This is a genomic window from Aminobacter sp. MDW-2 (genome assembly GCF_014250155.1).
Lineage (GTDB): Bacteria > Pseudomonadota > Alphaproteobacteria > Rhizobiales > Rhizobiaceae > Aminobacter > Aminobacter ciceronei.
In genome coordinates, this window is the sequence record NZ_CP060197.1 from 188,473 (window position 1) to 203,562 (window position 15,090).

At 65.2% G+C, this 15,090-nt stretch carries 18 protein-coding genes; 8 read left to right on the forward strand and 10 right to left on the reverse strand.

Going from position 1 to position 15,090, the window contains the following annotated elements:
- Position 1: 1 nt before the first annotated feature.
- Positions 2–304, reverse strand: a complete 303-nt coding sequence (locus tag H5P29_RS00970; RefSeq protein ID WP_154384623.1) for a hypothetical protein — start codon at positions 302–304, stop codon at positions 2–4.
- Between the two features lie 47 nt (positions 305–351).
- Here H5P29_RS00970 and H5P29_RS00975 point away from each other — a divergent pair, with 47 nt between their 5' ends.
- Positions 352–606, forward strand: coding sequence for a DUF982 domain-containing protein (locus tag H5P29_RS00975; protein ID WP_154384622.1), 255 nt, complete (start codon positions 352–354; stop codon positions 604–606).
- A 4-nt stretch (positions 607–610) separates the two neighbouring features.
- Here the strand turns inward: H5P29_RS00975 and H5P29_RS00980 are convergent, their stop codons facing one another.
- From H5P29_RS00980 to H5P29_RS01020, 9 genes are all read right to left on the reverse strand, one after another.
- Positions 611–1,633 (reverse strand): DUF5131 family protein, encoded by a 1,023-nt coding sequence (locus tag H5P29_RS00980; protein ID WP_154384621.1) that lies wholly within the window; start codon positions 1,631–1,633, stop codon positions 611–613.
- Positions 1,626–2,189 (reverse strand): hypothetical protein, encoded by a 564-nt coding sequence (locus H5P29_RS00985; protein WP_154384620.1) that lies wholly within the window; start codon positions 2,187–2,189, stop codon positions 1,626–1,628. The genes H5P29_RS00980 and H5P29_RS00985 overlap by 8 nt, the downstream gene beginning before the upstream one ends.
- 223 nt (positions 2,190–2,412) lie before the next feature.
- On the reverse strand, positions 2,413–2,865 hold the full coding sequence (locus H5P29_RS00990; RefSeq protein ID WP_154384619.1) for a hypothetical protein: 453 nt from the start codon (positions 2,863–2,865) through the stop codon (positions 2,413–2,415).
- On the reverse strand, positions 2,858–3,232 hold the full coding sequence (locus H5P29_RS00995; RefSeq protein ID WP_154384618.1) for a hypothetical protein: 375 nt from the start codon (positions 3,230–3,232) through the stop codon (positions 2,858–2,860). The genes H5P29_RS00990 and H5P29_RS00995 overlap by 8 nt, the downstream gene beginning before the upstream one ends.
- A complete protein-coding gene (locus H5P29_RS01000; protein WP_154384617.1) occupies positions 3,232–3,921 on the reverse strand; it encodes a hypothetical protein in 690 nt (229 codons plus the stop codon). The genes H5P29_RS00995 and H5P29_RS01000 overlap by 1 nt, the downstream gene beginning before the upstream one ends.
- Positions 3,905–4,270, reverse strand: a complete 366-nt coding sequence (locus H5P29_RS01005; RefSeq protein WP_185910224.1) for a hypothetical protein — start codon at positions 4,268–4,270, stop codon at positions 3,905–3,907. The genes H5P29_RS01000 and H5P29_RS01005 overlap by 17 nt, the downstream gene beginning before the upstream one ends.
- Before the next feature lie 15 nt (positions 4,271–4,285).
- A complete protein-coding gene (locus H5P29_RS01010; RefSeq protein ID WP_154384616.1) occupies positions 4,286–4,621 on the reverse strand; it encodes a hypothetical protein in 336 nt (111 codons plus the stop codon).
- Positions 4,622–5,122: 501 nt separating this feature from the next.
- On the reverse strand, positions 5,123–6,415 hold the full coding sequence (locus H5P29_RS01015) for an ATP-binding protein (RefSeq protein WP_246787009.1): 1,293 nt from the start codon (positions 6,413–6,415) through the stop codon (positions 5,123–5,125).
- 56 nt (positions 6,416–6,471) lie between these two features.
- On the reverse strand, positions 6,472–7,131 hold the full coding sequence (locus H5P29_RS01020; protein ID WP_067965767.1) for a response regulator transcription factor: 660 nt from the start codon (positions 7,129–7,131) through the stop codon (positions 6,472–6,474).
- A 142-nt stretch (positions 7,132–7,273) separates the two neighbouring features.
- Here H5P29_RS01020 and H5P29_RS01025 point away from each other — a divergent pair, with 142 nt between their 5' ends.
- From H5P29_RS01025 to H5P29_RS01055, 7 genes are all read left to right on the forward strand, one after another.
- Entirely contained in the window at positions 7,274–7,585 is a 312-nt protein-coding gene (locus tag H5P29_RS01025) for a PepSY domain-containing protein (protein WP_154384614.1), read from the forward strand.
- An 823-nt stretch (positions 7,586–8,408) separates the two neighbouring features.
- Positions 8,409–8,792: a hypothetical protein gene (locus H5P29_RS01030; protein WP_154384613.1), complete on the forward strand. Its 384-nt coding sequence runs from the start codon at positions 8,409–8,411 to the stop codon at positions 8,790–8,792.
- Positions 8,793–8,832: 40 nt separating this feature from the next.
- Complete coding sequence (locus H5P29_RS01035; protein WP_154384612.1) at positions 8,833–9,303, forward strand: DUF2271 domain-containing protein; 471 nt, start codon at positions 8,833–8,835, stop codon at positions 9,301–9,303.
- Between the two features lie 10 nt (positions 9,304–9,313).
- Positions 9,314–11,521: a PepSY domain-containing protein gene (locus tag H5P29_RS01040; RefSeq protein WP_154384611.1), complete on the forward strand. Its 2,208-nt coding sequence runs from the start codon at positions 9,314–9,316 to the stop codon at positions 11,519–11,521.
- Positions 11,502–12,479, forward strand: a complete 978-nt coding sequence (locus H5P29_RS01045; RefSeq protein WP_154384610.1) for an FAD:protein FMN transferase — start codon at positions 11,502–11,504, stop codon at positions 12,477–12,479. The genes H5P29_RS01040 and H5P29_RS01045 overlap by 20 nt, the downstream gene beginning before the upstream one ends.
- 4 nt (positions 12,480–12,483) lie before the next feature.
- A complete protein-coding gene (locus tag H5P29_RS01050) occupies positions 12,484–14,388 on the forward strand; it encodes a heavy metal translocating P-type ATPase (protein WP_154384609.1) in 1,905 nt (634 codons plus the stop codon).
- Entirely contained in the window at positions 14,385–15,086 is a 702-nt protein-coding gene (locus H5P29_RS01055; protein WP_067954684.1) for a VIT family protein, read from the forward strand. The genes H5P29_RS01050 and H5P29_RS01055 overlap by 4 nt, the downstream gene beginning before the upstream one ends.
- Positions 15,087–15,090: the final 4 nt, after the last annotated feature.

Sequence of the window (15,090 nt, forward strand, 5' to 3'; positions counted from 1 at the left end):
CTCATTCTCCTTCGATAACTCGCAGATCGACGTCGACGCCGAGGGCGGCGCGCAGCGCGTCCGCCGCGACGTCTAGGTCGATATTGAAACCGCCTTCGGGTCCGTGCTTGACGCCGATGTTGGCCCTGAGGGTCGGGGTATTCCAAAGGGAGCGGGGAAGAGTGGCGTTGAGGAACATCGAGCGTTCCGCGCGATCGAGGGCCGGCTCAGTGCGTGTAAGACGGACGCCTCCGCCTTCCTCGAAGACCAGCCAGAAACCATAGATGACATGGGTGGCCGTCACGCGGCTGTTGCGTGGGCTCATGGACGATCCTCCTTTGACGGCTGCCCCCCGATGGGAGACAATTGGCCATGATGTGGTTCTGGCCGCCCGTGCCGGTGCGATTGATCGCCAACTCTGGGATCACCTATGAGGTGAAGGCGGTCGAGATTTGCCTCGAGCAGATGCACACTTGGCCAGTACCGGACACTGGCAAGCGTGGCCCGAAATGGAAGAAGGCCGAGAAGGCCGTCTACGCCGCCCTGGAGGGCATGGGTGAGCCCAAGGCCGCCCGAGATGCGTTCGAGGCCGCCGCCGCGGAGGCAGGCGTGCTGCGCTCGCGCTGAGCTGCTACGCATGCTGGGCACCCCGCAGCGCCGGCCGCGCATCGTGAACCACACCGTCGAGCATCCGGCCGGCGCGTTCCAGGCCCACCTTCTGCATCGTCGTCAGGTCGTTGAACGTGTAAAGCCAGGCTGTGCCAAGTGGGTCTAGAACAGGTTCGCCGTCGAACACTGCCCACTCGCCGTTCTGCTTATGGTGGAACGCGGTCTGCTCTAGCGGCGGGGTATCCATCCATTGGCAAGCATCGCGAAGCCTCCGAACCCATCGGGGGTTGGTGGGAGGTGCCTCGAAACCGATCAAAGGCTGGTCGCTGGCGCCCCCGGTGATGATCCAATCGATGCGGAGCTCCCAGGGCGTCAACGGGTGAAATGGGTCAAAAAGCTCGCTCTGTGCGAGGAACAGGTTGCGATGCCGCAGCTCTTGGGTGATCGGCACATGCGGCACGATCAGCTCGAGCAGTGGCTCGGCCGAGACGAATGCAAACTGCGGACGCAACTCCGACTTGGCATAGATTAGATGCGGTACGTTGATGTCCCAGCGCTTTTGATCTTCGCAGGTGGTGCCGAGCGCGACGTTGTCGGGGAGACCGCCGGCCTGCTCGACCATCTTGAGGATGTTCTGGGGGCGTTTGGTAAGCATCAGCCAGACCAGCGCCGGCGTCTTCCGCATGAGCTCGAACAGGTCCGAGCGCCAACCCGCGTCGACCTGGTTGTCGAAGACGTCAGACAATGAGGCGCAGAAGACGAACGGCGGCGCTGGGCGTACCCCCCGAAGCTCCGCAGCGGCTTCTTTGCTGTCCTCCCACGCCTGTAGATCCGCGAGGGCCTTCTTGTTCCAGCGGATGGGCTGATGCCAGTTGCCGGCCGACGTGCGCCGTCGCTCCCCGTGCGGCCCCCACTGGACGCGGCCGAAGCGCTTGTCCATCAGCGCCTCGGCGTAGCAGCCATCGCACGCCGGTGAGACCGCCGTGCAGCCGAGCCACGGGTTGAACGTGTGGTCGCACCACGAAATGGCGGTTTTCTCACCCATCGGCGCGCTCCACGATCATATCCGGCAGGCGCCCGTCTTCGACGGCCTTTATGATCGCCGGCATATCGCCGCCGCGTAGGTCACAGATGAGCCAAGAGCCGTCCTTGAGGGGGTAATGATACCGGTCCTCGGCCCCGTAGCCGAAGCTCGCGCAGACACTGTTTGAGAGGAGCGTTACAGTCGACTTCCAAGAGAAAGCCTTGGTGGGCAGGCCAGCAGCCGTCGCCGCCTCAGCAAGGTTTTTTTCGGGGCCATAGTCGACGGAAAGCCATCGATCGAAGTGGTAGGTTTCCGGCCCATACTGGCTTTCTTTGCCGGTCGGCTTGCCTGCATTGTCGCGCAGGAATTTGAGCCTTTCAGTGAGGATCGCGCGGAAGCGCTCTATGGCCGCTCCATAGTCGTCGACCTTGGCTATTGCCGTCTCCGAGTTGATTGCAGCCAGACCAGAGGCCATGAACGACGGGGCGCCGTTGTCGAACCTCGGAGCTCGCAAGGCACGGCACCACAGCTCGACGCCGCGCTCGATGATGATGTCAGGTACGAAATCGCGCGCCATCAGTGTGAGCCTCCGCTGGTGGCGGAGCCCTGCTCGACGCCATCGAAAATGAAGTTGAGGGGTGGATAGGCTTCCCCGGCGGTGATCGACTCGCCGCAGGTTGTGCATGTGAAGCGCTCGGACCCGGCCATGTGTGTGCCTGGCAGCCCGTGCGCCTGTTCATGGGTGTGGCGGAACAAACGCGTCTGCCCGCAGGTGTAGCAAGGTGCCTCGGTGGCCGGCATCAGTTCGCCCCCGCGCAGGAGACGAAGCGGCCGGCGCCGTCGACGTCTAGCTCGAACCGGAATGAAACATCGCCCCAGGTGTAGGCCTGGATATGATACTCGCCCTCTTCCAGCCGATCGGAACCCGTTACGAAGTCATCCAGCTCGTTGGCGATGATCCCTTCACCCTGCTCAAAGAAGTGGGTGGCGGCGGACGGTACAGGCGTCGTTGCGGTCCAAGTGCCATCGGCGTGGATCAGCAGCTGAACATCCCCATGCGGCTCGTGCCAGCTGAAGCCGACGACCTGGCCGGGCTCGACCGGCAGCCGGTAGAAGGGGTTTTCGTAGTCTAAGGCGTCCTTCGGCAGGCGCAGCACCCAAGCATCGCCTTCGCGGGTGATGTAGGCGTCGGGGGACGCCAGCAAGGCGGGGTTCACCTCGTCCATCCATTCGGACGGGAGCCATTCAGTCATGCTCGGTTTCCTTGGAAGGTTCGAGGCCGACCACGCCGAGGGCGCGGCGGTTGTACGGCCATTGATGTGTGGGGACGACGACGATGGCCTCGTTGTCGGGCCAATAGTGTTCGAGGGTGTAAGCAGCCGCTATCAGGCGATCATCGGGGACGACGCGGAGCTCGGTCTTGCCGTCGATCGACGCGGCCGCCTTGTTGGCGGCCTGGACAATTTCTTTCGCCTCGAGCATGTCAGCCAACGTCACTCCCTCAAGCGTGTCGACCGTTTCGGCGATGCCCATTGCGAAGAAGGCGCGTTGGTTGATCGCCTTTACGATGGCATTAGCGCGCTGCACGTCCATCGCGGGTTTCTCCGCGGCGGCCTGCATCAGTAATCTCCGATGTGGGTGGACGGCTCGGCGTCATCCACGATGAATTTGGAGCCGCAGCAGTAGGCCGCGAAAACCATCTTCTTGAAGCCGTGCATCGCCCCCATGACGATGACGGTTTTCGCGTCCTTCCTGTCGCAAGTCAGGCTGTAGATCCTGCCTTCAGAGCAGATGGCGAACTGCAGCTCGCATTCGTGCTTCCGCGTCTTCTGCTCCTTATCAAGGTAGATGTGCCAATAGCCCAGCACCGCTGTGCTTTCCTCGACTATGCAGGTGAAACTCGATCCGTAGCGGTCCTGAACGTCGATCTCTTCGCGAAGGGCCTCGACCACGTCGGTGAGCTTCAACTCCTTTGGAGCGAGCGACAGGATTTCATCCATCTCGGTCGCCAAGCGCTCGTTGACCAAGGCGCTCAACTTTTCGTCCATTTTGGCCCGGAGCAGCCCCATGACCATGTTGCCGTATGCAGGAACGTCAATCCGGCCGCCGATCGCCAGGGACGCGCTGACAGCTTTCTCGATCTGCTTGCCGACATCCCCCCAGGAGAAGGCCGCTTTGACTGCGGATTCGACAGCCTCGCCGATCTTCTTTTCAACCATCTGGCGGATGCCATCCTCGCTCGTCTGGCGATGGACTTCCGCCACGATGAAATCAGCGAGGTTCGCTGGTGCGTTAGTGCTCGCGGTCATTAGTTTGCTCCTCGCTGTTGTGATCGGTCTCGGTGAAGGTTTCAGCCGGCGGCGCGAGCAAGCGGTTTGGCGGCGAGTAGGGCCTGTTCGCACGAAGCACTGTCTCCTCGTCGGTCAGCGTGAACGAGAAGATGGAGGCACCGCCGTAGAAGCGGCTTACCCACTTCGTCGCGACGCGCTGGAATTCGCCATCGATCTCTTTCCACTCGACCGCGGGGACATCGATGCGCAGCATCTTGGCTCCGAACCGTTCTTCCTCCCTGGCACGGCCGGCGTGGCACCGGTGGCCGAATATCTCGACCATTGCCCATTCAAAGCCGTCGTCCTCGGCGGCGGGTGTCTCTGTCATGGTTCCTCCTGATGTCTATCGACGGCGATAGCCGCCAGACTTGGCGCGTGGGTCGCGACCAAGGCCGGCAAGCTGGGTTACGGAGATCGGGTGGTTGTGATCGACTGGCACGACGTCCTTGCTGATATTCAGCAAGGTGTTGCCCCGTTCATCGAATAGGAGCACCTGCAGGCCTGGCTCCAGCAGGGCGCGCGCCTTTGCGAACGCGAGGCGCTTGTGCTCCACGTCCTCGGCAATCCACGATTCCACTCGGGAGTTGTTTTTCCACCGAGAGCAGATGATCCTGTACTTGCCGAGAGGGGCGCGTTGACTGGCGAGCGGGATGTGCGCGGGGTCTGACGGGCCAGTCATGCCAAGGCTCCCGCCGGGCGCCATGTCGCAACGAAATGCGGGCTCCTGACGGGGGCAAAAACGTGTAACAAACTGAGTAACAAATTCCGGCCGGAATGCCGGTTTTCTGCGGGTTTCAGCGGATTATCGAATCCCGCTCTCTCCGCCAGACTTTCACGAAGTCATTTGTTTTTGTTGTATTTTTCTGAACATCCTGATAACCATCCCACACATTATCCCACATTATTTCAGGATTGCACTGGATCGCTCCGGACGTCCCAATTCAACTTGGAGCGGATCGCACGCGAAAATCGAAAGACAGCTTTGCGCCTAATCTCGGCCGCAGAGATAAGCTTTGCCGTTGCCCGAAAGCGGACACTACCGGCGCCCTCGCTGAAGGTCGCGGACCATCGGCCCGGATCGCGCCGTGGGTTTTTTGCCTCGAAGCTCTCGGTTCCACCGGCGGATACGATGCAGGATTTTCGGTTTCTTTCGACGTGTTGCGGCCGAATGAACTTCAGTTCAGGTCCTTGTCTCGGCAGTACCTGCGCTCGCGAGCGGGACGCTTGCCTCGAATCCGGTCTGGCAGCCTGGGCGCGGCGACCTGAGCGTCAGCGCGCCACCCATGCGGTCTGCGATGGTCGAGACGATGGACAGGCCGATACCGTTCCCGCGGCCCGCCGCGCCGCTGCGCTCGAAGCGGTCCGCTAGCCTCGCCAGTGTCTCAGCGGGCACGACGGGGCCGTCGTTGGACACCGTCATAAGGCCGTTGGAGGAAAGGGCCACTTCGACGGGGGAAGACCGGCTTCCGTGGCGCAGCGCGTTCTCGACCAGGTTGCGGCAGAGGATTCCGACCGCGTCGGGATCGGCGGCTGACATGACGGGCGTGTCGGGCAGCCTGAGCAAGATGCGCCCGGTCGACTCGTTCCGGCGCATGTCTCCGATCACGACGTCCAGTGTATCGCGCAGGTCGGACTCCCGGTCCAGGTTCAGCCGTCCCCCCTCCGCCCGCGCCAGTTGCATGAGCCGCTCGGCGCGCGCCGTCAGCCGCTTCAACGTCGCCTCGATGTCGGCTCCGCGCTGGGCCGTCTGAGGCTCGGCGGTTTCCTTTCGGATGCGCTGGGCCTGGGCGATCGCTCCGGCGAGCGGTGTCCTGAGTTCGTGGGCAGTGTTGGCGGTAAGGCTGCGCTCCGCCTCGAACGCTGCTCGAAGCCTCTCGATCAGTGCGTTCATGCTAGCCGCCATCGGGGCGACCTCGCTCGGCAGGTCGCCGGAGGCAACCGGGGCGAGGTCTTTCTCGCTGCGGGTCTCCAACTGGTCCCGGAAGGCCCGCAGCGAACGGGTGCTCTGTCTCACCGCGAAGGCGACAGCCGCAAACGCGGTGGGAATCACTAGCAGGACGGGCAAGCCGAGGCCCATCTGCATTTCGCGGATAACCGCGTCCTGATGTGCCAGCGACTTCGCAACCGTGATGCGGATCGTGCCCTGCAGAGCTTCTTCGCTGTAGAGGCGGTGCGTTGCGGTCCGGCCGAACCCCGCTCCTGTATATGGCGGGAAGGTGGAGAGGTCGGCCGCGTGTGACCGGAGCAGGACCTTGCCCTTGTCGTCGCGGACCACGTAGGTGAAAAGCTCGTCATGGCTTCGGATCGCTCCGAGTCTCTGGCTGGCAGTGTCACCATCCTCGCGCCCGACGACGTCAAGGACGGCAAGCGGAAGCAGGCGCTGCGCGGTTTCCTGCAGGAAGGAATCGAAGACTTCTTCGATCTCGTGCCTCAGCAGGACGGCGGTTGCCCAGGCTGCGGCGATCCAGACCACGAGCAGGACTGCTCCGAGCGACAGAAGGAGCCTACCCTGGAGGCTTCGCGCCCCCCTCATGCCCGCGCAAGCCTATAGCCGAGGCCGCGCTCGGTCTCGATGAGGTTGGTGCCCAGCTTCTTCCGAAGGCGGCTCACATGGACCTCGATCGTGTTGCTCTCGATCTCGACGTCGAAGTCGTAGAGCTTCTCCTCCAGCTGCGGCTTAGACAGGAGCTGGCCGGGACGCGTCAGGAAGGCCTCCAGCAGTGCCCATTCGCGCGAGGTAAGCTGAACGGGCTTGCCCTCCCGGAGCACGCTCCGCCGCGCGAGGTCGATATTGAGCGCACCATGCCGGATGATAGGGTTCGGGTTGCCCGAATAGCGGCGGGCGACGGAGCCGATGCGGGCGGAAAGTTCATCGAGGTCGAAAGGCTTCACGAGATAGTCGTCCGCTCCGGCCTTTAGGCCCTCGATCCTGTCGGAGACCTGGTCGAGCGCGGTGAGGATGATGATGGGCGTGACGTCCCCCGAATTCCTCAGCGTCTTGAGGAAGACGATGCCCCTTCCGTCGGGCAGCATGAGGTCGAGCAGGATGAGGTCATAGCCCGCGCTCGCCATCACGTCGCGTGCCCCGTCTAACCTGGTGACCCAGTCGACCGAATGGCCGTCCCCAGCGATTTGGTCGCGCACGGCGGCGCCCAGCACGGCGTCGTCCTCTACAAGCAGGATTCGCATATTCACACCTGTTCCGCTGCCGTTGCCTCTACTATCAGATTTTCCTGACGGGTTGCTGAAGCGAATAGAGGGCTAACTTCAGGGTGCCGTAAGGTTGGCCCTGCAGGTTCAGCGCAAATCCAGGTGAACGGAGTAATTCGCCATGCGGCTCGTCCTGACAATTCTCGCATTCGTCACGGCCTTCCCGGTCGGCAGCGCGATGGCCGATGACGAGTGCTTCGTGCCGATGGCCGACTGGAAGCCGAGGGAGGCCGTTGCCGCCCTGGCGGCGCAGCAAGGCTGGACGGTGCGACGGATCAAGATCGATGACGGCTGTTACGAGATCGACGGTACCGATCTCAGGGGGCAACAGATCGAAGCGACAGTTCATCCGGCAACCCTCGATATACTGGAAATCGAACACAGGGACGGCGATCGGCCTCGCGAGGGAAAAACCCACAATAACGATCAATGACCTGCCATCGCCCGCGACGGTGTCGCACAGAACCCCGCCCACCGGGTCGGGGTATGGGACCGCTTGTCCGCATCTTCCACTGGTCGGTGCCTTCGCCACGGCTTGGCTCACCGCCGAGGAGATACAGCCGGTTCACGAGTTCGCGGGCTAAGTGGTAGCGGCGCTGTTCCGCATCACTTTCGCAATCGTGTGGGGTTTTGTCGGGAGCCGCTACGCCCGTTTCGGTCAGTTCGTCCGGAGTCCCGCCGCCATGCTCACCTACGTCGCCCATGTCGCCAGGGGCGAGAGGTGCGCTACCTGGGCCACAACCCGGCAGGCGCGGCCATGATCATCACACTGCTCGTGACGTTGTCCGGAACGGCCTTCACAGGATGGCTCATGGAAGAGCCGGCCCGCGCCGCAGCCGCAACCCACCTGCTGCAGTTCGTGGCCCCGGTGCTTGCGGACGATGACGACGGCGAGGGCTTGGCCAGGGAGACGTCGACGCGGAAGGCGAGGCCAAAGGGCCACTCAAGGAGATCCCCAAGACGCTGGCGAACGCCATGTTGCCCCTTGTCACCTTGCACCTTGGGGGCATGGCGCTCGCGACGTTCCGCCACCGGGAGAACCTTGCCTGCGCCCTGGTTACGGGCCGGAAGAGACCTGCTGGTCCTGGCGATATCGTCTGATCCCTCGTCCGGACAAGCAGGTGCTTTCCGAGGCCTCGCCATTGCGACGGGGCCTTTAGATTCCTGACGGCAAGCTGAAGCAGAAACTCCGTTTCCGTCAGGAAGGGATCAGGCGAGGCCTTCAGAACGAAACCATCAGAAAAGGAGACCCTGCCATGAAGAAGACATTCACCATCCTGTTCGCATCGACTGCGCTGGCCGTGGGCGCTGGCATTCCGGCGTGGAGCGCCATGCATGACGCAGCGCAGCCTCACGCATCTCGCGAGACCGTCGAGGACGCTTCCGATGAGGGCGCCAACCTGCTGTTCGCCAGCGATGACGGCCGCCTTGACCGGGATCATGGCCCCCGCCTCGGCCGTGGCGACGATGACGACGGTCATCACGAAGGCGATGACGACGACGACAGCGACGATGATGACGATGATGACGACGGATACCGGGGCGGTGCCGCGGTCGGACCCGCTCGGGCGGGCACAGTTGCCCCGCCGAACAACGGCCTGTTCGGCAGCGGCGCAGCGCCGAAGGTCAAGGTGAACTGAGCCACCCGCCACCTTTCCCGCGAATCCTGGAGACTTCGTCATGAGAACGATATTCGCCGCCCTGGCGCTCACCACCGCACTCACCCTTCCCGGCATAGCGATGGCGCGGCCGGTGACGCTGACGACCACCCTGAACAACTACGGCGGCGATGGAGCCTATCTCGCCATCTATGTCACCGATCCAAAGGGCGCCTATGCCGGCACCCTCTGGATGGCGGGGGGCAAGTCCAAATACTACGAGCATCTCAGCGACTGGTACCGCGCGACGCGCGGCAACATCGCCGAGATCAACGGCATAACGGGGGCCAGTGTGGGGGCCGGTCGCAAGCTCGAGATCACACTCGACCTGGCTGACGCGCTTTTCGACGCCGGCTACACGCTGCACATCGATGCCGCGGTCGAGGACATGCGCGACAGCCCCAACGAAGTCGCGGTGCCGCTCACGTCCAAGGGCGCCGGCCAGTCCGTCAAGGGCCGACGCTACGTCGCCAGCTTTGGCTACGGCATGTGAGGGCGGACGCATGATCCGAGCTCTTCACCGCTGGCCTGGGCTTGTGGCTCTGGCCCTGGTCTGCCTGCTCGCGCTCAGCGGGGCCGCCCTTTCGGTCTTCCCAGCGGCGGAGCGGCTGGGCGCGCCGCAGGCTGAAGCTACGATGAGCGTTGCCGATCTCGCGACCCGCATCCATGTCGTCTATCCGGGGGTGGAGCAGATTAAACGCTCCCCCTCGGGACGCATCACGGCCTACTGGTTCGACAACGGAACGCCGGGTTCGGCGGTGGTCGATCCTGCCACGGGGGCGGGTGTCGCCTCTGCCGACGCGAACCCGGTCGAACGCTGGCTGACGAACCTGCACCGCTCGCTGTTCATGGACGACGCCGGCCGCTTCGTCTCGGCTGCCGGGGCGGTAGCCATGCTCGTCCTTGCCGTCTCGGGAACGATGCTCGTCGCCCGCCGCGCCGGAGGCTGGAGGCGGTGGTTTGCCCCGCTGCGGGGGCCGATGACGGGACGCATTCATGCCGAGCTCGCGCGCGGGGCCGTGCTCGGCCTCCTGCTGTCCTCGGCGACCGCGATCTGGATGACGGCGTCGACCTTCGGGTTCCTTCCGGACCAGGCTGTCGTCCCGGATTTGCCGTCCACGGTGAGCGGGGATACAGGCATGCCCCTGGCCGGGATGCCCATGCTCGTCTCAACCCCCGTCTCCAGCCTGCGCGAACTCAGCTTCCCCTATCCAGGCGATGCGAGCGACGTCTTCACGCTCAAGACCGACCTCGGCACGGGGTACCTTGACCAAGGGACGGGAGCGACGCTGGGCTGGTCCAACCTGAGTGGCTGGGAGCGTGCCTCCGAAACAATCTACATGCTGCATACCGGACAGGGTGCCGCGGTGCTCGGCCTGCTGCTCGGACTGATGGCGCTCGCGGTTCCTGTGGTGGGCGCTACGGGCGCCGTCATATGGCTGGCAGGACGCCGCGGGCGACCGCGCATCCGCGGCAACGTCCCGGCGTCGCGCGGCGAGACGGTCATACTGGTTGGGAGCGAGGGCGGCAGCACCTGGGGCTTTGCAGCGACGCTGCACGATGCGCTCACTCGGGCCGGGCATCCGGTTCACGTCGCGCCAATGTCGGCCTTCGATCCGGCGCGGACCCCCGCTGCTCGCCGCTACGTGGTCCTCGCTGCGACCTATGGCGACGGCGATGCCCCGGCGTCAGCGAAGGGGTTCCTCGACCGCCTGGCCAGGCTGTCCGTCGCCCCCTCAGCGCCGCTGGCGGTGCTAGGCTTCGGTGACCGCGGCTTCCCGGCCTTCTGTGGCTACGCCCAAGCAGTCGAGGCGGCGGCGAAGGCGAAGGGATGGCCGACGCTGCTTCCGCTGGACACGGTGGACCGCCAGTCGCCCCAGGAGTTCGCGCGATGGGGGCGTGCGCTCGGCGAGGCGCTGGCAATTGAACTGGAACTCGACCATCGGCCCGTCCGCCCCGAGACAACTTCCCTCAGGCTCACCTCGCGGCGCAACTACGGCCAGGACGTCCAGGCGCCCACGGCGATCCTGCGTTTCGCGGTACCACGCCTGTCCCTCTGGCAGCGGCTCACGCGGAAAGGATTCGCCAGGTTCGAGGCGGGAGACCTCCTCGGCGTCGTGCCGGAGGGCTCGACCAATCCGCGCTTCTATTCGCTGGCATCGGGTAGCGGCGACGGCTTCGTCGAGATCGTGGTGCGCAAGCATGTCGGGGGCCTGTGTTCAGGCGCGCTGATGGCACTCGAACCGGGCGACACGCTTGCTGCCTTCCTCCACCGCAACCCGGCCTTCCATGCGGGCACGGACCGTGCTCCGCTGATCCTCGTCGGAGCGGGCACGGGGCTTGGACCGCTGGCGGGCTTCATCAGGGCCAACAGCGGGCGCAGGCCGATTCACCTGTTCTTCGGCATGCGTCATCCGGAAAGCGACTTCCTGTACCGTGAGGAACTGGAAGCCTGGGCGGTCGAAGGCAGGCTCTCGCGCCTATCCACCGCGGTTTCGCGCGGCATCCGGCCCCACTACGTGCAGGATGCTCTCGCTTCCGAACACCGGCAGGTCCTCGGCGCGATCCGCAACGGCGCGCGTGTGATGGTCTGCGGCGGCCGGGACATGGCGGCAGGGGTCGCCGAGGCGATGGCACGGATGCTGGAGCCCCTCGGCATGTCGCCAGCGATGCTCAAGGCGGAGGGACGCTATGTCGAAGACGTCTACTGAGTTCGTGCGCCACGCGCTCAACGGGCCGACCATGGGCACGCGCTGGTCGGCTCTCTTCTTCGCGCCACCAGGGTTCGATGCCGAAGCCGCCCGCAAAGCCCTCCAGACGGCGGTCAACGAGGTCGACGCGCAGATGTCGACATGGAAGCCCGACAGCGACCTGATGCGGCTCAACCGTGCGCCCGTGGGAGAACGGGTGCCTGTTCCGGCCATGATGATGGAAGTTCTGAGGCTGGCGCTGGCGGTCGGCAAGGCATCCGACGGCGCTTTTGACATTGGAGTTGGCGATGCCGTCTCTGCCTGGGGCTTCGGCCCGGCCGCCGCTGCCCCCGGCCTCATCAGTACGGCCATGACGGCGCGCCGTGTTCCCGCGCATGAGGCGATCGAGCTGGGCGACGGGAGCGTGCGGAAGCACGCCCAGCTCGCGCTCGACCTCGACGGCATCGCCAAAGGCTTCGGAGTAGACCGGTTGGCCGAGACGCTCGGCAGACTTGGCATCCGCGATGCGCTGGTGGGCATCGACGGCGAGATGCGGGCCATGGGACTGAGGCCGGACGGCGAGACCTGGACGGTCGCCGTGGAACTGCCCGACCCGGACCGGCGGGCACCGCATTCGGTCCTGTCCCTGCAGGACTGCGCCGTGGCGACCTCGGGCGACTATCGGCATTGGGTCGAGGTGCAGGGACGGCGGCTCTCGCATACCGTGGATCCACGCCGGGGCGCACCGCTTCTGGAAGCGCCTGCCTCGGTCACGGTGCTTGCCCCGTCCTGTGCCGCCGCCGACGCCTGGGCGACGGCCCTGATGGTGCTCGGCCCCGGCAAGGGCGGGGAACTGGCGCGGAAGGTCGGGATCGATGCGCTGTTCCTGCTTCGGGGCGAAGGAGATAGCATCGACGCATGCCGCGTCGGGCGGGTATTCGGGGACGAACAACTGCCGACCGGAAACGCAGAGGGCTGATTGTATGGAGCATTCGAACGGAGACCGGTTGAAGACCGCGCTGTTGCTGGCTGCCGTGGGCGGGCTCTTGGGTGGGCTTGCCCTCTACTTCAGCGGACGGCCAGACTTGGCCTCGACGGTCTGGCTTGTGGGCGTGCTCCCCGTGCTCGGCGCGCTGCTCGTGGAGATCCTACGCAGCCTGTGGTGTGGCGAAATTGGGCTGGACATCGTCGCCGCACTTTCGATGTCGGCCGCGCTCCTCTTCGGAGAAACTCTGGCGGCGGCCGTCGTGGCGCTCATGTATTCCGGTGGAACCTTTCTCGAAAGCTTTGCGGAAGGGCGGGCGCGCCGCGAGATGCGCGACCTGCTTGCGCGTGTGCCACGCACTGCGACCCGGCATCAGAACGGCAGCCTGGAAGAAGTTCCGCTCGACGACATCATGCCCGGCGACCGCCTGCTTATCCGTCAGGGCGACGTTGTCCCGGTCGACGGCACGGTGGCGTCCGCCTCTGCCTTCCTCGACACGTCCGCCCTGACGGGCGAATCCCTCCCGATCCGTGCGCAGAACGGAGGCGATGCGATGAGCGGTTCCACAAACGCAGGCGAAGCGTTCGACCTCGTCGCGACGCGTCCTGCAAAGGACAGCACATATGCGGGCATCGTACGGCTCGTGGAAGAAGCCCAGCGGTCGAAGGCGCCCATGTCGCGGCTGGCCGATCGCTGGTCGCTCGGCTTCCTGCTGGTCACGGTCGCCATAGCCTTCGCCGCATGGTGGTTCACTGGTGACCCTATCCGGGCAGTCGCGGTCCTCGTGGTGGCCACGCCATGCCCGCTGATCCTGGCGGTTCCGGTGGCGCTTGTGGCGGGCCTTTCGCGGGCGGCGCACTTCGGCGTGCTGATCAAGGGCGCGGGTCCTCTGGAGGCAATGGCCAGGACGCAGACGCTCATCCTCGACAAGACCGGCACGCTGACGGACGGCAGGCCGCAGATCGTGACGATCGACAGCCATGACGGAACGGATCCTGACGAGGTCCTCCGGCTCGCCGCGGGACTCGACCAGGCCACGAAACACCCGGTGGCGCAGGCGATCGTCGCCGCGGCACGGGAGCGCGGCCTGTCGCTCCCGGTTCCGACGAACGTGGCCGAAGCTCCCGGCGAAGGGCTGACAGGACAAGTCGACGCCAGGTCCGTTGTCGTCGGCGGGCACGGGTTTGTCACCGGCCGTGTTGGCGAGGCTGCAGTGGAGCATCCGGCACTCGCCGCCGGGTCGGTCCTTGTGGCTGTTGGGGTCGACGGGCGGCTGGCGGGCCATCTGGTTATGGCAGACCCACTTCGCGAGGGGACGCATGACATGCTGGCCAGGTTGCGTCGTCAGGGGATAGGTCGGATCCTGCTGGCGACAGGCGACCGCCAGGAGGTGGCCGAGCGCGTGACCGAGGGCCTCGGTCTCAACGGTATCCGTGCCGGTCTCACGCCCGACCAGAAGGTTCTGCTGGTGCTCACCGAACGCAAGCGCGGCCCGGTCATGATGGTGGGCGACGGCGTAAACGACGCTCCGGCTCTCGCCGCGGCCGATGTGGGCGTCGCCATGGGCGCGCGTGGTGCGGCCGCCTCTGCCGAGGCAGCCGACGTGGTCCTGTTGGTTGACCGCGTCGACAGGCTCGCACCCGGGATCGAGATAGCCCGCGGCGCGCGCCGCATCGCGCTGGAAAGCGTGGTCGCAGGCATAGGCTTGTCGGTGATGGGCATGGTCGCGGCGGCGCTGGGCTACCTCACGCCCGTCCAAGGGGCGCTCATTCAGGAGGCGATCGACGTGGCCGTGATCCTCAACGCGCTCCGTGCGCTTCGCATCTCTCCGGCAGAGACATGGTCACCCAGGTCTACCGCCACCGGACACCAGCCGACCCTATTGCAAGGAAACCAGACATGAGCCGCCTTTCGCACTCCGAAGTCCACATGGTCCACCGCATCGGCTGGCTGCGTGCGGCCGTGCTCGGCGCTAACGATGGCATTGTGTCCACGTCGAGCCTCGTGGTGGGTGTTGCAGCTGCCGGATCTGGCTCGATCGAAATCCTCATCGCCGGCCTTGCTGGCCTTGTGGCCGGAGCGATGTCCATGGCGGCGGGTGAGTATGTCTCGGTGAGTTCCCAGACCGACGCCGAGAACGCCGATCTCACCCGGGAACGGCGGGAGCTTGCAGAAACGCCAAAGGCCGAGCTGGAAGAGCTGACGCGGATCTATGTCGACCGCGGGCTCGACAGGGAACTGGCCGAGCGGGTCGCAGTCCAGCTGACCGAGCGAGATGCGTTGGGGGCGCACGCCCGCGACGAACTCGGCATTTCCGAAACGGTCGCCGCCCGTCCCGTGCAGGCAGCTGTCGTATCGGCCCTGACCTTCGCGGCGGGCGCGGTCATTCCGGTGCTGGTCGCGCTCGCCTCCCCCGTTGAGAGAACCAGTGTACTCGTAGCCGGAACCACCGCGGTTGCGCTTGCCATCCTTGGTGGCCTCGGCGCCACGGCCGGAGGAGCGGGCGTGATGCGGGGGGCGGTCCGCGTTACTTTCTGGGGTGCGCTTGCCATGGGCGTCACCGCCGCGGTCGGTGCGGTCTTCGGAGTGAGTGTCGGCTAGACCC